Annotated in this window: 23 protein-coding genes and 2 tRNA genes; 16 read left to right on the top strand and 9 right to left on the bottom strand. The window is 24.9% G+C overall.

Annotation, left to right across the window (positions count from 1 at the left end; genetic code table 11):
- Nucleotides 1-84: 84 nt before the first annotated feature.
- Nucleotides 85-561, bottom strand: a complete 477-nt coding sequence (locus ABGF45_RS08080) for a hypothetical protein (protein WP_134710269.1) — start codon at nucleotides 559-561, stop codon at nucleotides 85-87.
- Nucleotides 562-564: 3 nt separating this feature from the next.
- Entirely contained in the window at nucleotides 565-1,548 is a 984-nt protein-coding gene (locus ABGF45_RS08075; RefSeq protein WP_134744526.1) for a polysaccharide deacetylase family protein, read from the bottom strand.
- A 127-nt stretch (nucleotides 1,549-1,675) separates the two neighbouring features.
- On the opposite strand from ABGF45_RS08075, the gene ABGF45_RS08070 reads away from it, so the two are divergent.
- The 3 genes from ABGF45_RS08070 (at nucleotide 1,676) to ABGF45_RS08060 (ending at nucleotide 4,675) form a co-directional block, all read left to right on the top strand.
- Nucleotides 1,676-1,783: a DUF853 family protein gene (locus ABGF45_RS08070; protein WP_167554159.1), complete on the top strand. Its 108-nt coding sequence runs from the start codon at nucleotides 1,676-1,678 to the stop codon at nucleotides 1,781-1,783.
- A gap of 169 nt (nucleotides 1,784-1,952) precedes the next feature.
- Nucleotides 1,953-2,702, top strand: a complete 750-nt coding sequence (locus ABGF45_RS08065; RefSeq protein WP_134710275.1) for a DsbA family protein — start codon at nucleotides 1,953-1,955, stop codon at nucleotides 2,700-2,702.
- A gap of 434 nt (nucleotides 2,703-3,136) precedes the next feature.
- The gene (locus ABGF45_RS08060; protein ID WP_408132178.1) at nucleotides 3,137-4,675 is read left to right on the top strand and encodes a hypothetical protein; all 1,539 of its coding nucleotides are present in this window, start codon (nucleotides 3,137-3,139) and stop codon (nucleotides 4,673-4,675) included.
- A gap of 83 nt (nucleotides 4,676-4,758) precedes the next feature.
- On the opposite strand, the gene ABGF45_RS08055 is transcribed toward ABGF45_RS08060, so the two are convergent.
- The gene (locus tag ABGF45_RS08055; RefSeq protein ID WP_134710277.1) at nucleotides 4,759-5,178 is read right to left on the bottom strand and encodes a cytidine/deoxycytidylate deaminase family protein; all 420 of its coding nucleotides are present in this window, start codon (nucleotides 5,176-5,178) and stop codon (nucleotides 4,759-4,761) included.
- 153 nt (nucleotides 5,179-5,331) lie between these two features.
- Between ABGF45_RS08055 and ABGF45_RS08050 the strand changes: the two genes are divergently transcribed.
- The 7 genes from ABGF45_RS08050 (at nucleotide 5,332) to ABGF45_RS08020 (ending at nucleotide 13,942) form a co-directional block, all read left to right on the top strand.
- Nucleotides 5,332-7,713 (top strand): glycogen/starch/alpha-glucan phosphorylase, encoded by a 2,382-nt coding sequence (locus ABGF45_RS08050; RefSeq protein WP_134744525.1) that lies wholly within the window; start codon nucleotides 5,332-5,334, stop codon nucleotides 7,711-7,713.
- 71 nt (nucleotides 7,714-7,784) lie between these two features.
- Nucleotides 7,785-8,651, top strand: a complete 867-nt coding sequence (gene fba, locus ABGF45_RS08045) for a class II fructose-1,6-bisphosphate aldolase (protein ID WP_134744524.1) — start codon at nucleotides 7,785-7,787, stop codon at nucleotides 8,649-8,651.
- Between the two features lie 67 nt (nucleotides 8,652-8,718).
- Nucleotides 8,719-10,083 carry a transcription termination factor Rho gene (rho, locus tag ABGF45_RS08040; RefSeq protein WP_134710281.1) on the top strand — a complete coding sequence of 455 codons (1,365 nt, stop codon included), beginning with the start codon at nucleotides 8,719-8,721 and terminating at the stop codon, nucleotides 10,081-10,083.
- Between the two features lie 436 nt (nucleotides 10,084-10,519).
- Nucleotides 10,520-11,359 carry a hypothetical protein gene (locus tag ABGF45_RS08035; protein ID WP_134744523.1) on the top strand — a complete coding sequence of 280 codons (840 nt, stop codon included), beginning with the start codon at nucleotides 10,520-10,522 and terminating at the stop codon, nucleotides 11,357-11,359.
- A 699-nt stretch (nucleotides 11,360-12,058) separates the two neighbouring features.
- Complete coding sequence (locus ABGF45_RS08030; protein ID WP_134744576.1) at nucleotides 12,059-12,694, top strand: hypothetical protein; 636 nt, start codon at nucleotides 12,059-12,061, stop codon at nucleotides 12,692-12,694.
- On the top strand, nucleotides 12,687-13,325 hold the full coding sequence (locus tag ABGF45_RS08025; protein WP_134744577.1) for an ABC transporter ATP-binding protein: 639 nt from the start codon (nucleotides 12,687-12,689) through the stop codon (nucleotides 13,323-13,325). The genes ABGF45_RS08030 and ABGF45_RS08025 overlap by 8 nt, the downstream gene beginning before the upstream one ends.
- On the top strand, nucleotides 13,325-13,942 hold the full coding sequence (locus tag ABGF45_RS08020) for a hypothetical protein (protein ID WP_134744578.1): 618 nt from the start codon (nucleotides 13,325-13,327) through the stop codon (nucleotides 13,940-13,942). Before ABGF45_RS08025 ends, ABGF45_RS08020 begins: the two co-directional genes overlap by 1 nt.
- A 46-nt stretch (nucleotides 13,943-13,988) precedes the next feature.
- Here the strand turns inward: ABGF45_RS08020 and ABGF45_RS08015 are convergent, their stop codons facing one another.
- Nucleotides 13,989-14,633 carry an HAD family hydrolase gene (locus ABGF45_RS08015; protein WP_134710291.1) on the bottom strand — a complete coding sequence of 215 codons (645 nt, stop codon included), beginning with the start codon at nucleotides 14,631-14,633 and terminating at the stop codon, nucleotides 13,989-13,991.
- 82 nt (nucleotides 14,634-14,715) lie between these two features.
- Between ABGF45_RS08015 and ABGF45_RS08010 the strand changes: the two genes are divergently transcribed.
- The 5 genes from ABGF45_RS08010 to ABGF45_RS07990 all read left to right on the top strand — a co-directional run bounded on the left by ABGF45_RS08010 (nucleotide 14,716) and on the right by ABGF45_RS07990 (nucleotide 21,718).
- Entirely contained in the window at nucleotides 14,716-15,870 is a 1,155-nt protein-coding gene (locus ABGF45_RS08010; protein ID WP_134710293.1) for an AI-2E family transporter, read from the top strand.
- A gap of 17 nt (nucleotides 15,871-15,887) precedes the next feature.
- Nucleotides 15,888-16,934, top strand: coding sequence for a rod shape-determining protein (locus ABGF45_RS08005; RefSeq protein WP_134710295.1), 1,047 nt, complete (start codon nucleotides 15,888-15,890; stop codon nucleotides 16,932-16,934).
- Nucleotides 16,935-17,066: 132 nt separating this feature from the next.
- Entirely contained in the window at nucleotides 17,067-18,152 is a 1,086-nt protein-coding gene (locus ABGF45_RS08000; protein WP_167554152.1) for a helix-turn-helix transcriptional regulator, read from the top strand.
- 1 nt (nucleotide 18,153) lies between these two features.
- Complete coding sequence (locus ABGF45_RS07995; protein WP_134744590.1) at nucleotides 18,154-19,962, top strand: ABC transporter ATP-binding protein; 1,809 nt, start codon at nucleotides 18,154-18,156, stop codon at nucleotides 19,960-19,962.
- On the top strand, nucleotides 19,955-21,718 hold the full coding sequence (locus ABGF45_RS07990) for an ABC transporter ATP-binding protein (protein WP_134744591.1): 1,764 nt from the start codon (nucleotides 19,955-19,957) through the stop codon (nucleotides 21,716-21,718). The genes ABGF45_RS07995 and ABGF45_RS07990 overlap by 8 nt, the downstream gene beginning before the upstream one ends.
- 211 nt (nucleotides 21,719-21,929) lie before the next feature.
- Here the strand turns inward: ABGF45_RS07990 and ABGF45_RS07985 are convergent.
- From ABGF45_RS07985 to ABGF45_RS07975, 3 genes are all read right to left on the bottom strand, one after another.
- Nucleotides 21,930-22,005 (bottom strand) — tRNA-Thr (locus tag ABGF45_RS07985).
- A 28-nt stretch (nucleotides 22,006-22,033) separates the two neighbouring features.
- Nucleotides 22,034-23,827: an ATP-binding protein gene (locus ABGF45_RS07980; RefSeq protein WP_134768877.1), complete on the bottom strand. Its 1,794-nt coding sequence runs from the start codon at nucleotides 23,825-23,827 to the stop codon at nucleotides 22,034-22,036.
- Nucleotides 23,824-24,918 carry a metallophosphoesterase gene (locus tag ABGF45_RS07975; RefSeq protein ID WP_167554153.1) on the bottom strand — a complete coding sequence of 365 codons (1,095 nt, stop codon included), beginning with the start codon at nucleotides 24,916-24,918 and terminating at the stop codon, nucleotides 23,824-23,826. Before ABGF45_RS07975 ends, ABGF45_RS07980 begins: the two co-directional genes overlap by 4 nt.
- Nucleotides 24,919-25,024: 106 nt before the next feature.
- Between ABGF45_RS07975 and ABGF45_RS07970 the strand changes: the two genes are divergently transcribed.
- Nucleotides 25,025-25,101: transfer RNA gene (locus tag ABGF45_RS07970), tRNA-Pro, on the top strand.
- 159 nt (nucleotides 25,102-25,260) lie between these two features.
- On the opposite strand, the gene ABGF45_RS07965 is transcribed toward ABGF45_RS07970, so the two are convergent.
- Together ABGF45_RS07965 and ABGF45_RS07960 are read right to left on the bottom strand one after the other, a co-directional pair.
- Nucleotides 25,261-25,503: a tyrosine-type recombinase/integrase gene (locus tag ABGF45_RS07965; protein ID WP_245151253.1), complete on the bottom strand. Its 243-nt coding sequence runs from the start codon at nucleotides 25,501-25,503 to the stop codon at nucleotides 25,261-25,263.
- Between the two features lie 5 nt (nucleotides 25,504-25,508).
- Complete coding sequence (locus ABGF45_RS07960; protein WP_280633444.1) at nucleotides 25,509-25,637, bottom strand: hypothetical protein; 129 nt, start codon at nucleotides 25,635-25,637, stop codon at nucleotides 25,509-25,511.
- Between the last annotated feature and the right edge of the window lie 139 nt (nucleotides 25,638-25,776).

The following is a 25,776-nucleotide window of genomic DNA, read 5'->3' as shown; positions in this document are numbered from 1 at the left end:
ATAATAGATTTTAATAAAAATTTAAATAAATATATAAACAAGCCCCGGATTTTAATATCTGGGGCTTGTTTATTGTTAAAGTATTTAATGTTCATGATTATCAAAATAATCTTGAAGATAAGTATGAGGATCTTTTATATAAATATAATCTCCAACTCTTTTATTCGGATCTACCTTCATATGGACAAAGTGTGTATGATCATCGTGTTCTATAATATATCCATCCTCTTTTATTTCTATAATTTTTACGTAAATATCCGGTTTATTTGATTTGTATTGATGAATTTTTGGTGGATATTGGGAAAAGTCTGTTAAGATATATTGGTCCCCAACAACCATAATCATATAATTGTCATTTTTCGTAAGTATAAGTGCTTGATTTTTAACTTTTTCAATATTTTTATCATTGAAAATTTTTTCGATTTTTCTTTTAGCTTCCTCATCTGAAATTAACAATTTTGACTTTTTTCTTCTATCATTTACAAATAAAATTACGACTATTACCACTAAAAATACAAAAATTATTTTTAGTTTATTTTGTAAGTTTCTATTTAATTTCATATTTTACTCTAAAATTCCAAATTCATAGCCTTGATCTTTTAAATGTTCGATTAATGAAGGAAGAGCTTTTAATGTTAAATCCTTATCTGCGGCATCATGCATTAATATTACTGCAATATCAGAGTTTGCAGTAAAAGTTTTTGATTTATCAAAATTTTTTATTACTTCGTCTACTGTGGTAGGTCTTGCTAAATCTGGATCATTTATAGGTTGAGCATCACCGTTCATAGTATTCCAATCAATCCAGTGAATGTTTAAATCAGCTAAAGCTTTATCTGACTTCTTTAATCCTTCTTTATTCCAAGACATATGTCCACCCGGATATCTAAAAACTCTTGATTCAAAATTATTTCCTAAATATTTCTTCAATAGTTTTATAGCCTGTTTTTCCTCCTTGACTACGACGTCCGGATCCGGTACTCTTCCGGGATATAAAGTTTCGTAATCATGAGTTAATGAGTGTGTACCAATAGCATGGCCTTCATTGTATGCTCTTTTTAATACTTCTTTACTATTTTCACTAATAGCATGCCCGACCATAAAAAATGTTGCTGGTACATTTTTTTCTTTTAATACATCAAGCACATGTGGTGTGATTACATTGTTTGGGCCATCATCAAAAGTTAAAAAAGCAATCTTCTTTCCTTTATAGGTTCCATTATTTGATAATTCTCTTATTTCTTTGACATCATACGCAACATTTTTAAATTTTTGATTATGATTTTTTCCTTTTATTTTATTCGCAATAGGAGAAGAGTCTTCGTTATTTTTATTTTTTGTTTCATTGTGTTTTTTAGATTCTGTTTCTTTATTTGTTTCTTTATTTGTTTCTTTATTTGTTTCTTTATTTGTTTCATTTTTTGTAATAATATTTTTAATATCTTTACTTTCATCTGAAGAATTTGCCTTATGTGAACAAGCTGTTAGGCTTGCTAATATAATAACTGAAGCTAATAAAGATAATTTAACTTTTTTTATTCTTTTCATACCTCACCTAATTTCTTTTTTTTGTTTATTAAAGAAATTATATCATAAAAAACAAATGTATAAAATAACAAATGTGTAATGATTTTGTGGTAAAATGAATATAAATAAAAATATAGGAGAAAATAAGATGACAAATTCAGTTGTTTTAGTTAAAGATTTATCTATAAATTTATCAAAATTAAATAGACATGGATTTTTTACTGTAGCTACAGGTTCGGGTAAAACGGTAACTTAAAAGTTATTGCTGAACAATTCGTAAAAAAGATATACCTGTATTTGTATCTGATATAAAGGTAGGTATATCTAGTTTTATTGAATCAGGAGAAATTAATTAAAAATTTAAAGAACGAAAAAAATTTGAATTAGAGAAATTTTTGGAAGTATGAAAAAAAGATAGGGGTAATATGAAAAAAATTAAAATTGTAGTTGCTGCATTGCTAATATGTTTATCTTTAGCAGCATGTTCAATACAAAAAAATAATACAAATACAAATGTTGTAGAAAATAATTCTAAAGAATTAAAATATATTGATAATGGAGCGTTTTATGTTAATAACAAAGGAATTGTGATTCCTAAGGAAGATTCAAAAAAATATTCAAAAATTGTTGAATGGTATTTTGACCCACTTTGTCCGTATTGTGTTGTATTAGAAACAGAAGTTAATTCATATATTACAGATATTATGGGGAAAAACACTTTAATTAAGTATGTGCCAATGTCATTTTTGGGGCGTCCAAAAGGATCGGATGAAACTTTTATTTCATATTCTGATACAATTTCATCAAATATTTTATCTATAGCAGAAAATGATCCGGAAAATGGATTTAAATATTTAAAAGAAGTTATGAGTCAAACGTTTTTGGATAAAATTTCTAAATTAGAAAAAAAAGAAGAACAAGATAAAGTTATTGAAGAAGCTTATACAAAAAAATTATCCGGTAAAAAACCAGACTTAATTAAAAGTTTATTTAAGGATTCGTTAAAGATTGTAAGAAATAGTACAAAATCAATTTCTAAAAATGAAGAGTTAAAATCAAAAACTACATCAGGTAAGATATCAGTTCCTCTTGTATATATAGTTGGGGAGGAAAAAGCTTTAGTATTTGAAGAAGGTAAAAATCCAAGACCAATTTTAGAAGAAAAATTAAAATAAATAATTTAGACTATCAAAATTAAGATTCCCTCAAAAAGATTTATTTTTTGAAAGGGGTAATTGATGGTCTATTTTTTTGTGTTTCTTAATATAATCAATTATAAAATCATGAAAAGGAATTCATAACGGAAAACAAAAAATAGGTTTAAATGAAAATTCAATCTAAATCAAGAAAAAGTTTGCATATGATTATTAAAAAAGTTATTATTGGTAATGTAAAAATTTTATTGTAATAGGAGTTGATATTATGTAGATTTATTTAGTAAATAATAATTTTAACCTATATTGATATTTTTAATTTATATTCATTGATAATGTTTTCTATTTTAATATTATTTGGAATGATTTATATGTAAATTGATGAATATGTTAAACAATCAATAAAATAAGGCGTATACGTAAAAGATAATTAATTTAATTTTAAGGAGTGAAAATTGAAAAATATATTAAGAAAGTTCTCAAGTTTTTTATTAGCGGTTACATTTATTATGAATATTTTATCATTTAATAGTATTGTAAAGGCTGATTCTTCAATAAAGAATTTGGAAAAAATAAAAAAACCATTATTATTCGGATACTATAGAGCATGGCATGATAAAATGAATGGAAAAGAAGTTAGAGGTCAAGAAAAAGGAGACAGAAAGGGGATTCAAAATTTTGATGGATTGCCTAAAGAGGTAGATGTTGCTTTTCTATTTGTAAACTGGATTGATAATGACTATGGACATAGAGGTAGTCCATTTTGGAAAAAATTACCAGAATATGTAAATAATTTACACAAAAATGGGACAAAAGTTGTTAGGACTATAGATATAGGATTGGTTTTAAATACTTCATATGTTCCATGTGATGGAGAAAAAAAAGCAGGGGAAAAATGTGAATTAAGAAAATTTGAAAATACCCCTCAAGGACATAAAGATTTAGCGAAATTATTAGTAAAAGAATATGTTGAAAGAGATAATTTGGATGGATTAGATGTTGACTATGAAAAACATTCTCTTCCTGAAGAACAATTAAAAATGGCGGTAGGAGTAATAAATGAGATAGGTAAGCTAATTGGACCAAATAGTAAAAATAAAGATAAATTATTTATATTTGACACCGATAAGCTTGGAAGTCAAGAATTGTTTAAGAGAACAGCTAAAAATTATGATTATGTTTTATATCAATCATACAGACAAGAGAATTTAGACGATATATTTAAGACATTTAAGGAATTTATACCTGCAAGTAAATTCGTTCCAGGATTTTCATTTTATGAAGAAGGAGATTGGAATAAATGGTTTAATTTATCCTCTGGAAAAAAATATGATTGGAATAGAAATAAAAATGCTAAACTAGAAGAAACATTTGCTTATAGAAGTGCTGATTGGCAACCGAAAAACAAAGAAGATGGAACAAAAGGTGGGGTATTTGCATTTGCGATTGAGAGATCAGGTATTGTTGACGGAGATGATACTATCAAACCTGCAAATTATGATGTTGTAAAGAAATTACATTCTGTATTAAATGAAAGTCACAATAAAAGACTTAAAGAATTAGGATATACTGAAGAAAAAAATAAATGGATACAAAAGGGAGATGATTACTATTATTTAGATAGTGAAGGAAAAATTGCAAAAAATAAATGGCAAGGAAGTTATTATTTAAAGAATGACGGCAAGATGGCAAAATCAGAATGGATATTTGATAATAGCTATAATTCATGGTATTACTTAAATAAAGACGGTTCATATGCAAAAAATAAATGGCAAGGAAGCTATTATTTAAAGAATGACGGTAAGATGGCAAAATCAGAATGGATATTTGATAATAGCTATAATTCATGGTATTACTTAAATAAAGACGGTTCATATGCAAAAAATAAATGGCAAGGGAACTATTATTTAAAAAATAACGGCAAGATGGCAAAATCAGAATGGATAGGAAAATATCATGTGGATAATTCCGGAAAATGGGATAAAACTAAATAATAATTTATTTAAAATTTAATTTGTTTATTATTAATGGGGCATTGCAAAATAACTTTTTTAGTTATTTTGCAATAGCCCCTTTATTAAATTTGAATATATTCTATATTATTTTTTTCTAATAGTTCTATTGCATATTCATCCATTCTATATCCATGTCTGTAGTATATTTTAATTATACCAGCTTGAATTAGTGATTTTGTACAATTTAAGCATGGAAAATGCGTCACGTAACAAGTTGTGTTTTTTACTGAAATCCCCTCTTTTGCACAATATAATAATGCATTCATTTCGGCGTGTATTGTTGCGATACAATGACCTTCTCTCATAACATGCCCGACCTCATCGCATTGAGGATTACCCGAAATTGATCCGTTATATCCCGTTGAAACAATTCTATTATCCTTATTTACTAAAACACATCCAACGTATGCTCTATCACAAGTTCCTCTTTCAGATATGCTTTCAGCTATATGCATAAAATATTCTTCCCAAGATGTTCTCATATTTCCTCCAAGTTTAATGAAAGTTTTCAAATATTAATTATTTCATATATTTTATCACATTTTTAGCGTTCTTAGTACAGGATATTACATTTTTAAATATATTATGTTATAATGTACGTATTAAATATTTATAAAAAAATATTTGGGGGTAAAATGAAGAAATTGAATAGGAAACAATTTATTGAAAATTTTAAATCAAATTTAGAACAGAAATATGTAAAGAGTTTTGAAGATTCAACTAAATTTGAAAAATACCATGCTCTATCAGAAACAATTATGGATATGATTAGTAAAGATTGGTTAGAGACAAATAAAAAAAATAGAACTGAAAGAAATGCATTTTATTTTTCAGCTGAGTTTTTAATTGGTCGTTCATTAGGTAATAATTTATTAAATCTAGGTATTATTGATGAAGTAAAAGAAATATTGAAAGATTTAGATATTGATTTTGATGAAATTGAAGATGAAGAGGATGATGCAGCTTTAGGTAATGGAGGTTTAGGTAGACTTGCAGCTTGTTTCATGGAGTCAGGAGCAACAGAAGGGTTAAATTTACATGGATATGGAGTAAGATACTCTCAAGGTATTTTCAAACAAAGATTTGAAAATGGATTCCAATTAGAAGAGGGAGATTCTTGGGTAGCTAGAGGTGATTTTTGGTCGTTAAGAAAAGAAAGTGAATCACAAATTGTAAACTTTAGAAATTTTAAAGTGAAAGCGGTTCCATATGATGTTCCGGTTGTTGGATATAAAAATGGAGTAGTTAATACATTAAGATTGTGGCAATCAGAAGCTATCAAAAATGATGGATTTGATTTTCAGGATTTTAACGATTTTAGATATGATGAATCAGTTAGTGAAAAAAATAGAGCTGAAGATATAACAAGGGTATTGTATCCAAATGATAATATTAGACAAGGTAAATTATTGAGATTGTTACAACAATATTTCTTTGTATCGGCTTCATTACAAGAAATTGTACAAAAATATAAGAGATTGTACCCTGAAGATAAAAACTTTAGTCAGTTCCATAAATATCATATATTTCAATTAAATGATACTCATCCGGTTATTGCAATACCTGAATTAATCAGAATTTTATTGGATGAAGAAAACCTATCATGGGATGATGCATTTGGATTAGCGACAAAAGTATTTGCTTTTACAAATCATACTGTATTACAAGAAGCTTTAGAAAAATGGAATTTAGATTTAATTCATGAAGTTTCTCCAAGAGCTGTTGATATTATTAAAGAAATTGATAAGAGATTATTAGAATCATTGCAAGAAAAAGGTTATAGTTTAGAAGAAATGGAACCATATAGAATTGTGAAAAATGAAATGGTTGAAATGGCATTTTTAGCAACATATGTTTCTACAAGTATAAATGGTGTAGCAGAATTACATACAATTATTTTGAAAAAAGAAACATTAAATCAATGGTTTAAACTATATCCTGAAAAATTCAATAATAAGACAAATGGTGTAACTCCAAGAAGATGGTTGCAATATTCAAATCCACAATTAACAGCATATATTGATAAATTATTGAAGTCAGAAGATTGGAAACATGATATGACTAAATTAAAAGGATTAGAAAAATTTGCTGATGATGTGAAAGTTTTAGATAAATTAAATGAAATTAAATTTGAAAAGAAAGTTCAATTAGCAAAATATATTAAAAAATATGAAGGTATTGAAATTGATCCTAATTCAATTTTTGATATTCAAATTAAGAGATTACATGAGTATAAAAGACAATTATTAAATGCTTTGCACATTTTGCATTTATATTATGAATTGAAAGTAAATCCTTCATTAGATATGCACCCAGTTACATTTATATTTGGTGCTAAAGCAGCTCCAGGATATTTTAGAGCTAAAGGTATTATCAAGTTCATTAATGAAATTAGTAAATTAATCAACAATGATTCAGAAATCAATGGCAAGATAAAAGTTGTATTTATTCAAAACTATAGAGTGTCCTATGCTGAAAAATTATTCCCGGCAGCTGATGTTTCAGAACAAATTTCAACAGCCGGTAAAGAAGCAAGTGGTACGGGGAATATGAAATTCATGATGAATGGTACACCTACATTGGGAACAATGGATGGAGCTAATGTTGAGATTTTCAGAGAAGCCGGATTAGAAAACAACTTCCTATTTGGTAGAACGGAAGAAGAAATTAATGAATTAGCTTACACATATAACCCTATAAATATCTATAATTCAGATGAGAGAGTAAAGAAAGTAGTTGATGCTTTAATAAAAGAAGAAAGAATATCTGACGAGGGGACAAATCATTTCTTAGATATTTACAATAGTTTAATAGATCCTAAAGATGGAAATAGAGCTGATGTTTATTACTTATTAGAAGATTTTGCATCATATGTTGAAGCACATAAGAGAGTAGATGAAGCTTACAGAGATAGAAGAGGATATGCTAGAAAAGGATTGATAAATATAGCTAACAGCGGATTATTCTCATCTGACAGAACAATCAAACAATATGCTGAAGAAATCTGGAAAATATAATTGTTAAATATTATTTTTAGTTGTATAATTAATAAGTAAGGTTATATTAAATAAATATTTAGGAGGAAATTATGCCTTTAGTAGAAGCAAGTGGTATGCTTAAAAAAGCTTTAGAAGGAAAATATGCAGTAGGACAATTTAACATTAATAACTTAGAATGGACAAAATCAATTTTATTGGCATGTGAAGAAGTTAAATCACCTGTAATCTTAGGTGTTTCAGAAGGTGCCGGTAAATACATGGGTGGTTATAATACTGTAGTAGGTATGGTAAAAGGATTAATAAAAGATTTAAATATTACAGTTCCTGTAGCAATTCATTTGGATCATGGTTCATATGAAGGAGCTCAAAAAGCTATAGCTGCCGGATTTACATCAGTAATGTTTGATGGCTCACATTATGATATTGAAGAAAATTTACAAAAAACAAGAGAAATTGTTAAATTAGCTCATGAAAAAGGAATATCAGTTGAAGCAGAAGTTGGTTCAATTGGTGGTGAAGAAGATGGAGTTGTTGGTAAAGGGGAGGTAGCAGATCCTAAAGAATGTTTACAATTAGTGGAATGTGGAATTGACTTTTTAGCAGCAGGTATCGGTAATATTCACGGTGCTTATCCGGAAAACTGGGAAGGATTAGATTTAGAAGTTTTAGCAGAAATCCAAAAAACAGTTGGATCAGTTCCGATGGTATTACATGGTGGTACAGGAATTCCGGCAAAAATGGTTCAAGATGCTATTAAATTAGGTATTTCAAAAGTTAATGTAAACACAGAATTACAATGGGCATTTGCTGCGGAAGTTAGAAATTACATTGAAGCAGGAAAAGATAAAGAAGGAAAAGGCTTTGATCCAAGAAAAATTTTAGCTAAACCGGCTCAAGCAATAATTGACGGTGTTAAAGAAAAAATAGAAATTTTTGGTTCAGCTCACAAGGCATAATAATTAATTTTTTTGCAGCTATGTTCTTAGAACATGGCTGCAATTAATATAGACATATAGAGGTAATATGGCAGAAAATTTAAAAAGTATGAAACTTAATGATCTTCGAGAACTTGCGAAGTCGTTAAATATAAAATCTATAACAAAATATAGTAAAGATGAGTTAATAAGTTTAATAGAAACAGTAAAAGAAGATTCAAATTCAAAAAATTTAAATAATTTAAGTCAAGAAAATCAAAATCTAAAAAATAATTCTCAACAAGCAAATTATCAAGAAAATACAAATAAAGATACAATTGAAATAAAAGGTTTATTGGAAGTGTTACCTGATGGATATGGATTTATTAGAACTAATAAATTTGAATCCGGAGACAATGATGTTTTTGTATCTCCAACACAAATAAGAAGATTTAAGTTAAAAACAGGTGATTATATTAAAGGCTTGATTAGACCGAGTGGAGATGAAAAAGAAAAGTTTCCTCCTTTAATTTATGTGCTTGGACTAAACGGACATAGCCCTGAAAATGCATATAAGAGAAATGATTTTGAAACATTAAAGCCAATATATCCAACTCATTTAATTGATTTAGAAGATGAAAAAGAACATATTTCAAATAGGATGATAAATATGATTGCCCCAATTGGAAAAGGGCAAAGAGGGTTGATCGTTTCTCCACCTAAAACAGGGAAGACAACTATTATAAAAAATATAGCAAATGCAATTGAAAAAAATCATCCTGAGATTAAAATATTTATTTTATTAATTGATGAAAGGCCGGAAGAAGTTACAGATATTGAAAGATCTGTAAATAAATTTACTGAAGGAAGAGATCAACTCTATAAAACTGAAATAATCGCATCAACATTTGATGAACAATTAGAAAATCATGCAAGATTATCTGAAATGACACTTGAAAGGGCGAAAAGGCTTGTAGAAGAAGGAAAAGATGTTGTAATTTTACTTGATTCAATTACGAGGATGGCTAGAGCATACAATATTCTTACTCCATCATCAGGAAAAACACTTTCTGGTGGTTTGGATCCTATTGCACTTCATAAACCTAAAAGATTTTTTGGTGCTGCAAGAAATATCGAAGAAGGAGGTTCATTGACAATTCTTGCTACATGTCTTGTGGATACCGGATCGAGAATGGATGATATGATTTATGAAGAGTTTAAGGGAACTGGAAATATGGAATTACATCTTGATAGATCTCTTTCTGAGATGAGGATTTTTCCTGCTATTAATATTCTAAAGAGTGGAACGAGAAGAGATGACCTGCTTTTAGATGAAGAAACACGAGAAGCTTTTGTTAAAGTGAGACGTATGAATAAAGATACTAAAGAGGAAGATTCTTTACCTCAACTAATTAAATTATTTGAAAATAGTAAAAATAATGAAGAACTCTTAAAAATTATTAAAAAAATTTAATATTTTTATGAAAATATTTTCCTGTAAAAACATTGATATTACATTATTTTGATAATATTAATGGTTTTATTTATGAAAATAATAGATATTCTTAGCGTTTTTTATTCTTAAAAGTTTGACAATGTTTTCAAAATTTGTTATTATAAAAATGTAAAAGATAGATAAATGATGACTGGCACAAATTGTTTATTCTTTTTCATCATAATTAACTCCAAAAAAGGCAGAGAAATCTGCTTTTTTATTTTAAATAAAAATTAATGAATTATATTATTAATGTATTTACATTGTTAATTTTTTTTTGATATAATTGTATTGTAGAGAACAAGAGATTGTTTACATTGGTAAACGTTACTGTTAGAGGTTACGTAGATTTTAAATAAAGTTTATGGCGACCATATACTCTTGATATGGTCGCCGTATTTAATTAGAGGGGAATATGCAATTTAGGTATTTTAAGTTAAGAATGTGCAATATAGTTAAATCAACAATTTTTCAATTTGCTATTTTATTTATATTTGTATTTGCATTAATAGATTATTTTTACAGTATATCATACAATTTAAATAAATTTGCAAATTTTACTTTATCTTCATTTAAATTATTTATGGGATTTCCGGATGATTATGAGATTATTTTAACATCATATTTTTACCATGTTTTTGCTGTTTTAATTGCTGTTATTCCTACTTCGGTAATTTACTTAGAGGATAAATTTACTGGTAAAAAAAACTATTTTTTAATTAATTTAGGAAGAAAAAATTATTATTTTATTAACTGTTTTGTTGTTTTTATTACTACATTTATTATGTTTTTATTACCATTAGGGATAAATTTTTTAATTTCAATAATTGGAAATTTAAAAAATGGACCTAATTTGTTAGATGAAAGAGGTTTTTTTGTAAATATAATGGATAGCAAACTTTTATTTAAAAGTATGTTTATTTATAGTCCTTACATAGTTAATATCATTCATTTTATATTTTGTTTAATATTTTATTCTATTTGGGCTACATTTGTTTATTCATTATCATTGATTTATAATAAATTTAATAAAATTAATTTAGTTATATTTTCTATTATTATTTTTATTTTAATTAATTTTATTTTAAGTTTTTCAGGACATACAAATATATTTCCTATTCATTATTTATTTGTAGAGTATAATCTTGTTTTAAGATTAAACTTGTTATACTTTATATTGGATTTAATCATTTTAATAATTTTGAGTTTTATTTTTATAAACATAAAAGTGTTGTACTTAAAGGATGAACTATAATGAAAATAAAGAAACAAAATTTGATTGAATATTATTTACTTTTAACAATATTAATTTCATTAGTTGTATTTAGATATTTTTTTTATTCTAGAAACCTAACTATAAATGATTTAGATAATATATTTACTATGATGAATTTAAGTTTTACCCATGATAATTTATTGATTATATATATTCCGTTATCTATAATGTTTGTTTTTAGAAATATAAATATATACAGAAATGAAAAAATTATTTTAAGATTTAATTCACTACGTAAATATATAATTTTTTTGATAAGAAAAATAATATTTAGATTGATTATTTTTGTTGTCTCACTATTTCTTATTTCTTTTATAGAAATAAGTTTAATATTAAAAAGTTATATAGATATTTATTTTATATTAAATTATATCTTATATTTTCTGTTATTTTTAGTGGGTATTTGTACATTTAATTTAATGTTTTTTATTTTATATTTTTTATTTAGTGATTTTATAGCATATATTTGTATATTTTTTATTATTGGTTTGGAATATTCTTTACCAAGATTATTTGATAATGTATTTGTATTATCTATTAAAATGTTACCGATAAATATATTTAAAAATAATTTGTTTATATATATTTTTAATTGTATTTTTTACGTATTAACGATAATTTTTATATTACATATATTTTATTATGTTATCTGTAATAAGGATATATTAAGGGGGAATAATGAAAAATCTTAAAAAATATATATATTTTTTATTACAGTTATATATATCTAACATCTATGTGGGATATTTATTTAATGTTAAAGGGAATAAAAGTTTATTGTTAGAATTTAATTCAATAAAAGATAATAATGTTTTTGGAATATATATTTTATTTATATATATATTAATATTTTTTATAATATCAGAAAAAATATTTTATTTAATAAGTAAGGATAGATATTTTGAAATGATAAGATACGGACATTTATATTTATATATAAAAAAATCAATAATCAAAATATTTTATGAATGTCTATTTTTTTCGTTTTTAAAATTACTTATATCTTTGTTTTTGGCTTATATGCATGATAAAATTTATTCTATTAATTATTATCAAATATTATTAGATTTATTATTGTTTACTTTTATGTTATTTTTGTTTGCATTATTTATTTTAATTTTATCATTTTTTGTGGTTAAATTTATTGCTACTATTTCAGCAACACTTTTGTTTGTGGTTAATATATTTCTATATAATTTGATATTTTCATATTATTTATTAATTTGTATATCATTAGTGATTATTGAATTATTTTTAATTTTTTATATTATCACAAAAAGAGATATTTTTAGAATTAGGAGGGAAAATGAATGATCTTGTAATTAAAAATTTGAATAAAAATATTAAAGGTGTAAATATATTAAATGATATAAATTTATCATTAGATGCAGGAAATATTTATGGATTTGTTGGAGTTAATGGTTCGGGAAAAACAATGCTTTTTAGAGCTATTTCCGGATTGATTAATGTAGATAGTGGAAGTATAGAAATTTTTGGAGAGAAAATAGGGAAAGATGTATCCTTTCCTAGTAGTATTGGGATTGTAATAGATTCAAATGGATTTTGGGAAGATTTAACAGGTTTTGAAAATTTGAAAAAATTGTCATATATAAAAAAAATTTCTACAGAACAAGATATTATAAATTCGTTAGAAAAAGTAGGTCTTAGTTATAAAGATAATAGAATATATAAAAAGTATTCTCTAGGAATGAAACAAAGACTTTCAATAGCTCAGGCTATTTTTGAAAATCCGAGACTTTTAATTTTTGATGAACCTACAAATGCCTTAGATGAAGACGGCATACAACTATTTTATAAAATATTACAAGATTTTAAGAAAAATGGTGCTATAATATTGATTGCTTCTCATAATAAAAGTGATATAGAAATATTTTCAGATAGGATATTTAGATTAAATGATGGGAAGATTTCAGAGGTAAAATAATGAAAAAATATTTTGGGTTTATAGGTATATTTATTCTATCAACATTTTTAATTTTATATACATTTTATGTTAATAGTACTATAAAAAATAATGATGAATTATTGAGCAATTCTAAAGTTAGTGACTTTAATATTTCAAAAATAAATGATACTAAGAAAAAAGAATATTATGATAATATAATTTCCATGCATGATAAAAATAAGGGGGTTGCATTAGAAGTTAAATTGTCAAAAGTTGAAGGATTTTATCCTTCAGGAAGATTACTAAAAGTTGTTGTATTAAAAAATTTTTCAAAGGAAAAGATTTCAAAACAAATATTTATAAATGAACCTGTAGAATATCATTCTAATGTAAATAAATTTATTGTTCCAGTTGAGGGATACATTCCAATAAAAGAAAATAAACAATATTTAGTTATTTTGGATAAAAACAAGTACGATAATACTAAATGGATAAATAATTATGAAATTTATAATTTGTATGGCAAGAAAAAATCAATTTTAAGTAAATTTCTACTTTCAGATTCTGAAGATGACGTCTATACAGATAGTCATGATGTAAAGAAATTATTTAATTATTATAAAAATGAAATATTTAATATTTATGGGTTAAAATAATAAAAAATGGTGCGATAAAATTATGGGTGTTACGCACCATTTTGTTTTATTTTAAAATTTTGTCATCTATTTGATTAAAATTTTCGATATAAAAATTTGATATTTTAATATTTTCTTCCATAAAATTTGTATGTTTATCAAATACAGCAACGGATGTAAAGCCTATTTTATTTGCAAATTCATTTGCATACATCGAATCATCAAAGAACACAATATTTTCAGGCTGAGTTTCAAGTTTATTTAAAATTTTTTCATAATAACTTATATGATGTTTGCTAGAATGTATTGTATCAGGAGTAAAAATATCTTTGAAGTAATGCTTTAAGCCATTACTTGTAATTCCTGTGTTTGCATATTCAAAATCGGTAGCAGTTGCAAGATATATTTCATATCCCATATTGTGAAGTTCTGCTAGCTTTTCTTTAACATTTTCTTTGCATAAATCATTTTTGCTGTAAGCATTTATAAAATAATTATGAAGAAGTCTTAAAACCTTATTTTTATCATATTCTCTTAATTTTTCTTTTATAAAACCATATGCAAAATCTATCATTGAATCTTGACGAGTTTCCATTGGGTCTAAATCATTTATTAATTCTTTATGATTTAAAATTTCTTCTATTATATTCATCCACATTCCCATAGTGTTGAATAATGTACCATCCATATCAAAAACTAATTTCTTTTTCATTACGCCTCCATATTAGAATTATACAATAAAAAAATAAGTTATTCTATTGATAGTTTATGTTATAATATTTTAGAGGTGAAATATGAAATTAAATAATGAAGAAAGACGAGATATTTTTAAGAAGTTAATAGTTGTTTTTAGTGGAATTGGATTTTATTTTTTTATTTTTAAATTTACAACAGTTTCTAAAATATTTATAGATTTATTGATATATTCAAGACCTATAATTATTGGTTTTGTTATTGCTTTTATAGCTAATATGGTAATGAATCAATATGAAAAATTGTTTAAATATTTAGGGTTGAAAAATAAAAAAGTAAGAGATCTTGTATCTATGATTTTAGCCTTTTTGAGTATGTTATTATTAATTACATTTTTCTTATCTGTAGTTTTACCGAAATTTATTACATCGGTATTAAATCTTATGTATCAATTACCGGATTTAGTTAATAATTCCATAGATAAATTGAAAAATATGCCTATGAGTGCAGAATTAGGTAAAAATGTACAGAAATTTATTGAAGAGGTGCAGGTTCAAAATCTTATTAATAAAGTTATAGAGATTTTAAAAAATGATGGAGCTTTAATTGCATCAGGTACATTTAATGTTGTAAGTAGAATATTTAGTAGTTTTTTTGAAGGATTTTTATCAATTTCTTTTTCTATATATATATTGAGTAGTAAAGATAGATTGAGAAAAAATGCAAAGCAAGTAACTTATGCACTCTTTAGTGAAAAGCTAGCGGATAAAATTGTTTATGTATCAAGATTATTATATAAAAATTTTTACAATTTCTTTTCAGGACAGTTTTTAGAAGCAATATTATTAGGAATTATTGTATTTTCCGGCATTACGATTATAGGAGCACCATATTCTTTGATTTTAGGGGTAACAGCTGGCTTATTAAATCTTATACCATATATTGGTGCTTTAGTTGGAGCTGTAATTTCTACTGTGCTAATCTCTATAACCAGTCCAACAAAAGGATTAATATTTTTAGTTTATATAATAGTTGCTCAACAAATAGATGGTAATTATATTTATCCAAAATTAGTAGGTTCAAAAGTCGGAATACCTGCGATATGGATTATGGTTGCTATTACTTTAGGAGGTGCACTAATGGGAATTATAGGAATGATAATATTTGTGCCCCTTGTTGCAACTGTATATGTATTAGTTAGAGAGTATTCTAAGAAAAAATTAATTGAAAAACAAATTGATATTAGTAAAAAATAGATTTTATGGGGAAAGTTATGAATTTCAGAAAAAGAATAGCGATAGATTTAGGAACCACATCAGTTTTAGTATTTACAAGAAAAGACGGTGTAATTATAAATGAACCTTCTGTAGTTGCAGTTGATAAATTTACAAATTCTGTCATTGCAGTTGGAGAAGAAGCGAGTAAAATGCTTGGAAGGACACCGGGAAATATAATTGCGGTTAGACCATTAAAGGAAGGTGTTATAAATGATTATGTATCAACAGAGCAAATGCTTAAATATTTTATAAAAAATGCTGTTGGTAATACAATTATAAGGCCTAATGTTATTATTTGTGTGCCCTCCGGAGCTACGCAAGTTCAAAAAAGAGCGGTAAAGCAAGCGGGATTAAAAGCGGGAGCAAATGAAGTTTATTTGATAGAAGAACCTTTAGCTGCAGCTATTGGAGCAGGTATTGAAATTGGGGAAACTGAGGGTAACCTTATAATTGATATAGGTGGAGGTACTACAGATATAGCAGTAATTTCAAGAGGGGGAATAGTAGTTTCGGATTCTATAAGATTTGCTGGTGATTCTTGTGATGAAGCAATTATGAAATATATTAGAGAAAATAAAAATCTGATAATTGGTGAAAAAACAGCTGAACGTATAAAGAAAGAAATTGTAAAAATTAGTGATGAAGATGGGATTAATGTAAAAGGAAGGAATCTTTTCAGTGGTTTGCCTCAAGAAATTATTGTTTATAAAGAAGATATAGAGATTGCATTATCAAAAGTTATTGAAGAAATAGCAAACGGAGTTCAAAGAGTACTATCAACAACACCACCGGAATTAGTTTCAGATTTATATGAAAATGGAGCATTGTTAGCAGGTGGTGGAGCTTTGATATTAGGAATCCGTGAAAAAATAGAAGAAAAAATAAAAATATCTGTTTCAATAGCGGATAGTCCGGTTACAGCTATAGTTAGAGGAGTTGGCAAATCACTTAATTGGATGAATCAATTAAGTAAAATAGAATCAAGTGAGTTGGAGTTAACAAGAAAATTACTTGAAAATAAAGAATCACTTAGAAGATATTAAATTTTTTAGAGATGGAATGTAAAAGTTCTGTCTTTTTTTTTACTTAAAATAATATATTGACACATAAATAAGATGTGGATATAATATTTATATTAGATTTGAATCTAATATATTTGTAATATGGAGGTAATAATGAATTCTATATATTTAACAGAGCCATTATACAAGTTAGATGCTCTATTAGTAGCAACTGAAATATTTAATAATAAAGAATATTATCCAATAGATTTTGAAAAATATAGAATTACTAAAAGTGAATTTGAAACTAAGTTTAAGAATATAGCAAAATATATTAATAATGTAACAAAAGAAGTAAAAAAAATTTTATCTAAAAACTCTCAATTTAATGAATTTTTTAATAAATATGAAGATGGTAAAAATTCAATAAGTGAGTATGCTTTTATTTCATATTTAAACAACAAAAAATCTTTTAGTGAGTTTAAACAAGATGATATATTAAAAAGTATTGCTGATTTTATATATATTTCAAATTACGCTTCAAACTTAGAATTTAAAAATAAAAAAGTAGTTTTTTCAGACTTATATAGTGTGATTGAGTCAATAGAAAACTCATCATTTAATGATAGGCAGAAGTTTTTATTAGTTAAATTATCTATGAATGTAAACAATATTCTTGATAATTTTATAAAAATGCTTAGTGATTTGGAAAATATTATTTCAAAAAATTTTTATTTGATAGAAAAAAATTTTGAAAATTCTTTCAAATCAGTTAAAAATGAAAAATATAAAAACACGTCATTATGGACAGATTTAAGGAATCATAATGTTGAGCAAATGGATGGAAACTTAGTTTTTTATTCTTCCATTTTTATTTCATATGATTATAATGTTTCATTATTTGTGCAGATAGAAGATTATAAAAAAGTCGAGTTTATAGTGTTAATAGGTATTTTACAAAGTCTATTATTTGAATATAAAATTGATGAAGAAAGAAATGAAAAAATTAAAGATATAATTAGAATGCTTAATGATTATACAAGATTAGAAATAATAAATTTGTTATCTATAAGAGAAATGTATGGTAAAGAAATTGCTGACAATCTTAATTTAACAACAGCTACAGTAAGTTATCATATAAATAATCTGATTCAAAATAAACTTGTTAATACAAGAACTGAAGGTAGAAAAATGTACTTTAGTTTAAATAAAAAAACATTATTAGAAATATCTGATTATTTTAAGAAATTAGGAGGATAAAATGGAGAATAAGAATAGAAACTTGAAATCAAAAATTTCATTTTATTTTAAACATATACTTTCATTTATGTTTTCAGGTAATAATAAATATTATGTTATAATCAACACATTATTTCACGGCGTTAGTACAGTTATGTCCGTAATAATATTGAAGTACATACTTGATATGATTAAATTAAAAGAAACAACGGCATCTAATATTATAATAGTGGTTTTAATATATAGTTTAATTTTTGTTATATTGAGCATAATACGCATAATTATAAAAAATAAACTATTTTTTATAATTAGTAGGAAAAGATTAAATATTTTTACTAATGTTACTGAAAAAATAATGACTATGGATTTTATTTATTTTGAAGATGCAAAATTTAATCTGAAAATAAATCAGGCTATATCTGGTGTTGGAGGAGAAAATGCAGGATTTTCAATATTAAATCTAAGTAGTCAGATATTATTGGAGAATTTATTTGTTGTACTTTTATTTATTTTTATTTTAATAAAGCAATCATTTTTAATCATTTTAATTGTGTTATTTAGTGTTTTATTAAATCTTATATTTTCTGACAAATACGCAAAATTTGTTTATAATAACAAAGATTCTCGTACAAATGAATTGAGAAAATTTGCAAAATATAAAGAAACTATAAATGATTTCAGTTATGGAAAAGATATTAGAATATTTGAACTGAAAAAAAGATTATTTGATAATATAAAGTTATTTATAAAAAGATATACAAGAGCAGTAAACAAAGAATATAGGTATAAATTCAAATTGTCTTTTTTTGAAAATTTTATAATTTATATGTCGGATTTTTTATCAATATCTATTTTAGTTTATTTGACAAGTATAGGAAAAATTGAAGTTTCGGATTTGGTAATGTTATTAAGCCTAATTGTTATATTTTCAAATACTTTTTATTCAATTAAAGAACAATTATCAAAAATATTAGAAAATATTCCATATTATATGGATACGGTTGAATTTTTTGAATCTAATTTAAATTTAAATAAAGATGGAAAAAATATTGATTTTGATGGACCTGTAAGTATTAAATTTGAAAATGTTTCATTTAAATATCCGGGTGCAGAAAATTATGTTTTTGAAAATCTAAATTTTGAAATAGAAGCAGGTAAAAAAGTTGCAGTTGTAGGTGTGAATGGAGCTGGTAAAACAACTATAATTAAGTTAATGACAGGTTTACATAGACCTATAACCGGAAAAATTTATATTAATGATATAGATATGATGGAATTGTCAGATAATGCAAGATTTAAATTGTTTAGTGTAGTATTTCAAGAAACTGAACCCTTGGCTATGACAGTTGCTGAAAATATCGCTGTAAATTCAAAAGATATTGATTTTGATAAAGTTAAATTTACACTTGAAAAAGTTGGACTATGGGATAAGATTTCTAAATTTGATAAAATATACAATCAAGAATTACTAAAAGTTCTATATGAGGACGGACAAATTTTATCAGGTGGAGAAAATCAAAAGCTTATGATAGCTAGAGCTTTATATAAACCAGATACATCTGTAATGATAATGGATGAACCGACTTCTGCATTAGATGCTTTTGCAGAAGAGAAGATTTATCAAGAATTTGATGCGTATATGGGAAATAAAACAGGTATTTTCATTTCTCATAGGCTTGCATCAACCAAATTCTGTGATGAAATTATGTTTTTAGATGGAGGAGAAATTATTGCTAAAGATAATCATGAAAATCTTTTAAGAGAATGTGAAAATTATAGAAATATGTTTGAAACACAAGGTAAATACTATAAGGAGGGTAAAAATGCTTAAAAATAAAGTAATCATAAGACTTATGAAGGAAACATGGAATATAGATAAAAAATATTTTTTATTTGTAATTTTAAGCATTGTACTTAATACAACAGTTACTATTGCTACAATGTATTTACCTGCAACGATTATAGATATGATTATAAATAGAAAAGGATTTAAGGAAATAGTAATTTCTGCATTCATATTTTATTTAGGACTGTATTTACTGAAACAAATTTCTGCATTTGTTACAATGAAATTGTCAAAATTAGATACATTCATTTCTAAAATATTAGAAAGCAAAATTTCTGAAAAAGCTCTTTCTGTAAAATATAAAGAATTGGAAAATCCTGCAACTTTAGATTTAATTCAAAGATCGGAAATGCCGATATCTTGGGGAATAATTAAATTAACACTTGAATCTATACAAAATGTACTTACTGCTATTTTTAGTATAGTTTCATTAGTGGCTATTTTATTTTTTTCCTACAGTATAATTTATACAATTTTATTATCAATGATTTTAATTTTGAGTTCAGCCGGAGTAATATTCTTTAGAAAAAAATTTGATAAATTAATGCAAGAAAATGTCCCGATTAATAGAAAATTTTCATATTTTTTCATGAATGCTTTAGGAGAAAAACATCAAAAGGAATTTAGAATTTATAAATTAGCTTATATATGGAAAGAAAAAATGGATTTTTTTAACAATCAAGTTTTTAATTGGATAAAAAAGTTAACTTATAATGATTCTATAATTAGTGTATTTGAATTGATATCGACATCTTTAATTACATTTTTGGCAATATCATATAATGCTGTCAGACTTTTAAGTGATAAATTTGGTCCCGTTATTAGTATTGGGCAATTTACTTTAATATATAATTCTACAAATACAATTTCACAAGAAGTAAAAATGATTGCAGAATCTATATCTAGACTAAATATGTCTATTGCTCATTTAACTCCTTGGAATGATTTCCTAGAATTAGATAACGACAATTTTAATGGTACTATAAAAATCGATGAATTTGAAACTCTTGAATTTAAGAATGTTACATTTACTTATCCAAATACAGATAGGATTATTTTAGATGATATATCATTTAAGATAAATAAAGGAGAGAAAATTTCAATAGTTGGATTAAATAACGCTGGAAAATCAACAATTGTTAAATTAATCTGTAAATTTTTTACTCCTGATAGTGGAGAAATCTTATGGAATGGTGTAAATATTTATGATATTGAGGAAGAAAGTTATATTAGTCAAATATCAGCAGTATTTCAAGATTTTAAGTTATTTCCATACACAATATTTGAAAATATAATGCCGCATGAAAATAATAGAGATAAGGCAATAAAGAGTCTTGAACAAGTTAATATGCTAGAAGCTGTAAATAAACTTGAAAAGGGAATGGACACCTATCTAGATAAGACTTTAGAAGAAAATGCAACTAATTTTTCTGGCGGTCAAAATCAAAAACTTGCAATTGCCAGAGCTATAAATAAAGGTGGCTCATTAATGATACTTGACGAACCAACAGCAGCACTTGACCCAATTGCAGAAAGTGAAATTTTTGAAAAATTTGCTAGTTTAACGGAAAATAAAACATCTATTTTCATTTCTCATAGAATGAGTTCATCAACATTTAGTGATAAAGTTTTATTACTTGATGGAGGAAAGATAGTTGGTTTTGATACTCATAAAAACTTGATGCAAGGACATAATTTATATAGAGAATTATTTGAAACTCAAGCTCAAAATTATTTATAAATAAAATTTAGTATAATATAGCATTATATTTTTTATGGATTAATAATATGAAAAAAGTCCAGTGTAAATACATTGAAAATTTAATCAATAAAAAACATTTTAGTTGATTGGATTAAGTATTTACATCGGACTTTTTATATATGTTTTTATAAAAATTATAAGTATAATAAAAAAATATACGTGTAAAATTACACGTATACAATAATCTTATTGGTGCTCCTTGCCGGAATCGAACCAGCGACCTCTGCCTTACCATGGCATTGCTCTACCTACTGAGCTAAAAGAGCTCGATAAGATTATTATATAATAAAAAAACTAAATGTCAATAAAATTAATATTGTTATTTTTATTTTCTAAATTTTTACTTGTGAATAACAATATTTGTGAATATTCAGATTCTTTTATTAAATTAAAGGTGTCTACAATCCTGTTTTCATCATATCTTATAAAAATATCATCAAGTAATAGAGTTTTTTCATCATAATTTTTTACTATTAATTCAATAATAGATAATCTAAGTGCTAGATATATTTGATCAATTGTACCACTGCTTAAATATTTCCACTCTTTTAAATTTTTAGTTTCATTATCCTGAATTGAAATACTAAAATCATTTGAAATATAAAGATTTGAATATTTATTATTTGTTATTTTCATAATATATTTTGATGAAATTTTATTTAATTTTTTTGAAAAATCAATTCCTAATTCTTCAAATGATTTCTCAATAAATCTCTTTGTTTTAATAAGTAAATCATATTTTTTTTCTAGTTCTTGTAAATATGATCTTTTTACACTTAAGTCTTCAGTGATTGTAGATAAATTTCTTTTACCTTTATATTTTTCTTTAGATAGGGTATTCAATTTTACGATTTCATTTTCATATGTGTTTCTTTTATTTTTTAATTTGTCAAGTGATTCATAAGAAATTTCTAGATATTTATAATTACTTGAATCAAGCTGTGAGTTTATCTCGTTTATTGCCTTACTCATAAAAAATATTTCATCATTTTTATCATTTAATAATATATTTTTTTGATCTATATTATCTTTTATATTGCTGATTTCATTTTTAATTTGTTTTAATTCTATTTTAATTTTATTTTTGTTATTTATATATGTATATATTCCATATGTTAAAGATGCAAAAAACAAAATTAAAAAAAGTTTATTATAAACACTCAAAATAAAAGAAAACATTATAAAAGGTATAGAAATTACATTTATAAACTTTTTATCTTTTAGTGTATTGTATTCATTTTTTTTATTATTTAAATTAAAATATAAAGAATTTATTTCAAATTCTTCACTTCTGTCTTTTTCTATACTTTTAATTTCATTTAAAATTTTAATTTTTTCATCTTTTAAGATGATTAATTTATTTAAATATTCAATTTCTTTAGAAATATTGTCCTTACTTTGATTTAATTTTTGGATTTGCTTTATTAAATTTAATTTATCTTTTTCATCAATTTTGGATTCCTCTAATTCGCTTTTAATATTTGCAATTTCACATTTTAGTTCAACAATTTTACCTTTATGTCCTGATTTTGATTTATATTCTTCAATTTTTTTTTCGATATTATCAATAGCAGATTTATAAGAAATATCTTCTTCTCCAGTACTTACCAAATTTATTAATTTTCGTGTAATTTCGTCTTTTTTACCATCATTAGAAATTACTGTTGATTCGGAAGAAATAAATAAAGTTTTCTTAAAAGATTCATAATCCATATCAAAAAAATATTTTCCCGGTTCTTTAGGGCTGGAAAGATTTATTTTTTTACCTGTATTTATTTCATAAACATCAACTATATCTGTAGCATTAGATTGATTAAATGTTCTTTCAATTTTATAAAAAATATTATCTTTTTGTAAAACTATATATCCTTTCATTTGAGAATTATTCCACGGAGTATATTTTTTTCTGATATTTTGAGAAATATCATTTGATTTAGAATTTGCACCATATAAAACCATTAAAATAAAATTTAATATTGTGGTTTTTCCGGATTCATTTTTACCATAAATAATATTTATTCCATTGTTTAATTTTAATGAGTAATTATTAAATTTTCCAAAATTGTTAATGTAAATTTCTTTAATCATAATATGTCCTCAAGTGCTTTTATACCAATATCAATGATAGTTTTTTTGTCATTTTCATCCAACGTAGAGTTTAATACTTTTTGTACAAAAATTCCCTTTAGATTATTTTCGTATGATATTTGATTAAAAACTATTTTAATTTTTGTGTTATCTTTTAATTCAATATATTCAATTTCACTTAGATAGTGTGTAATCATATCAATATTTATAAAGTTATTTTCTTCAATATAACCATTTAAGTTAATCCTGTAATAATTTTTTTTATATTTTTCACCAAATTTGTTAAATAAATAAACTTTAATTTGTTCTGCTAAATCTTTTTGGTCTATAAATGAATCTATTTCAAAATTTATAGTGTGAAATTCAGAGTTATTTAATTTATAAAAATTTAATCCATTTCTATTTTTAGAAATATCTCCAAGATAAATTCCTTTAATACCTGTTTCATTAAATCCTCTGCCTACAGGATTTCCGGAATATGCATAGTAAGTATTAGAAACTTTTTTTATTTCACTTCTTTTATGAATATGTCCAAGAGCGATATAATCTAAATTTGTATTTTTAATATCTTCTATAAAAATCGGATTATAAGAATTCATCATCTCATCCATTTGACCATGAAATACCCCTAAATTAATATATTTTTCATCTATAACAGGAAAATTTGAAAGCATAGGGGATTTAATATGACTTTGATTAAATGCGAATCCATAAACTCTTGTATTTAGATTTTTAAATTCAAAATATTCTATTTTTTGATTTTTAAATATATATGTATTATCCGGCCATTCTTCCATATAAGGGGAGTCTAGACTTATATAGTCATGGTTTCCTGGAGCTATAATAATCTTACCGGAAAAATTAGAAAAGATTTTCTTAATCTCATTGTGTAAATTTTTATCTAATGAGGAACTTTCATAAAAATCTCCGGCAATCAATACTAAATCAACCTTGGCTAGGTTTAACATATTAAAAATTTCTAATAAACCTTTTATTAAATTAACATTAATTTTTTTACTTAATTCATTATTTTCGTGAATTTCACCACCTAAGTGAAAATCAGCTAAATGAGCAATTCTTACTTTTTCCATATTTACCTCTAAAATATTATACCACAAAAAGAACAAATGTTCCATAAGTTTTAATATAAAAAATATTTGACAAATGTAAAAAATTATTATATACTATAAAAGTCGTCGGAATGTGGCTCAGCTTGGTAGAGCACTCGGTTTGGGACCGAGGGGTCGGAGGTTCGAATCCTCTCATTCCGACCATTGTATTTTAAACGGTTTTATTGAATTATATTAAGTTGCAAATGTCTATATTTCAATAAAGCTGTTTTTTATACTTGCATATAATTACATTGAATTACATTGATTTATAGTATTTTTTCTCAAAAAATTCTCAAAGAGTTCTCAAAAAAAATAGGATAGTTACTTAGCTTCACTATCCATATATCCGATAAAGTTCTCAAGAGTCAACATTTTTTGTTTTTTATTCAAATGAGTGTAAATATTTAATGTAGTTTCAATTCTGCTGTGTCCTAATCTCTCTTGAACTTCTTTTGCTGTTTCTCCACTTGCAAATAACAAACTTGCGTAGGTATGTCTTAAATCGTGTACTCTTATTTTTTTTATATTTTCCAACTTACAATATCTGTTTAATTTATCTTGAATGTTACCTAACCTTTGATATGTTCCGCTTTTGTTTGGAAAAACAAGGTTGTTTTTTGTTTGTAACTTTTCCCATTGGTATTATATTTGATGTAATACCATGTTTTTCCATCACTTTTTTTATATGAATATATCATAAGTCCTCCTATTTAATTTTTAAGGAGTATATGCTATAATCTCGAGTTTGACACTTTGCGATTAAAAGAGCTCTGAAACACATTGTAAACAGTATGTTTCAGAGCTTTTAATATTTTTAAAAATGTAGTATTGTTTATT

The sequence above is a fragment of the Helcococcus sp. KG196 genome (assembly GCF_046035495.1).
Classification (GTDB): Bacteria; Bacillota; Clostridia; order Tissierellales; family Peptoniphilaceae; genus Helcococcus; species Helcococcus ovis.
The sequence above is the reverse complement of the archived record's forward strand: the minus strand, read 5'-3'. Positions and strand labels throughout refer to the sequence as shown.

Bases quoted from the DNA above. Each gene is read 5' to 3' on its own strand.
- ABGF45_RS08035 (WP_134744523.1), top strand. From the start codon at position 10,520: ATGCAATTTAGGTATTTTAAGTTAAGAATGTGCAATATAGTTAAATCA.
- ABGF45_RS08070 (WP_167554159.1), top strand. From the start codon at position 1,676: ATGACAAATTCAGTTGTTTTAGTTAAAGATTTATCTATAAATTTATCA.
- ABGF45_RS07975 (WP_167554153.1), bottom strand. From the start codon at position 24,918: ATGGAAAAAGTAAGAATTGCTCATTTAGCTGATTTTCACTTAGGTGGT.
- ABGF45_RS07995 (WP_134744590.1), top strand. From the start codon at position 18,154: ATGGAGAATAAGAATAGAAACTTGAAATCAAAAATTTCATTTTATTTT.
- ABGF45_RS08065 (WP_134710275.1), top strand. From the start codon at position 1,953: ATGAAAAAAATTAAAATTGTAGTTGCTGCATTGCTAATATGTTTATCT.
- ABGF45_RS08000 (WP_167554152.1), top strand. From the start codon at position 17,067: ATGAATTCTATATATTTAACAGAGCCATTATACAAGTTAGATGCTCTA.
- ABGF45_RS08020 (WP_134744578.1), top strand. From the start codon at position 13,325: ATGAAAAAATATTTTGGGTTTATAGGTATATTTATTCTATCAACATTT.
- ABGF45_RS08005 (WP_134710295.1), top strand. From the start codon at position 15,888: ATGAATTTCAGAAAAAGAATAGCGATAGATTTAGGAACCACATCAGTT.
- ABGF45_RS08075 (WP_134744526.1), bottom strand. From the start codon at position 1,548: ATGAAAAGAATAAAAAAAGTTAAATTATCTTTATTAGCTTCAGTTATT.
- ABGF45_RS08055 (WP_134710277.1), bottom strand. From the start codon at position 5,178: ATGAGAACATCTTGGGAAGAATATTTTATGCATATAGCTGAAAGCATA.
- ABGF45_RS08030 (WP_134744576.1), top strand. From the start codon at position 12,059: ATGAAAAATCTTAAAAAATATATATATTTTTTATTACAGTTATATATA.
- ABGF45_RS08015 (WP_134710291.1), bottom strand. From the start codon at position 14,633: ATGAAAAAGAAATTAGTTTTTGATATGGATGGTACATTATTCAACACT.
- ABGF45_RS08025 (WP_134744577.1), top strand. From the start codon at position 12,687: ATGAATGATCTTGTAATTAAAAATTTGAATAAAAATATTAAAGGTGTA.
- ABGF45_RS07980 (WP_134768877.1), bottom strand. From the start codon at position 23,827: ATGATTAAAGAAATTTACATTAACAATTTTGGAAAATTTAATAATTAC.
- rho (WP_134710281.1), top strand. From the start codon at position 8,719: ATGGCAGAAAATTTAAAAAGTATGAAACTTAATGATCTTCGAGAACTT.
- ABGF45_RS08080 (WP_134710269.1), bottom strand. From the start codon at position 561: ATGAAATTAAATAGAAACTTACAAAATAAACTAAAAATAATTTTTGTA.
- ABGF45_RS07990 (WP_134744591.1), top strand. From the start codon at position 19,955: ATGCTTAAAAATAAAGTAATCATAAGACTTATGAAGGAAACATGGAAT.
- ABGF45_RS07960 (WP_280633444.1), bottom strand. From the start codon at position 25,637: ATGATATATTCATATAAAAAAAGTGATGGAAAAACATGGTATTACATC.
- ABGF45_RS08010 (WP_134710293.1), top strand. From the start codon at position 14,716: ATGAAATTAAATAATGAAGAAAGACGAGATATTTTTAAGAAGTTAATA.
- fba (WP_134744524.1), top strand. From the start codon at position 7,785: ATGCCTTTAGTAGAAGCAAGTGGTATGCTTAAAAAAGCTTTAGAAGGA.
- ABGF45_RS08050 (WP_134744525.1), top strand. From the start codon at position 5,332: ATGAAGAAATTGAATAGGAAACAATTTATTGAAAATTTTAAATCAAAT.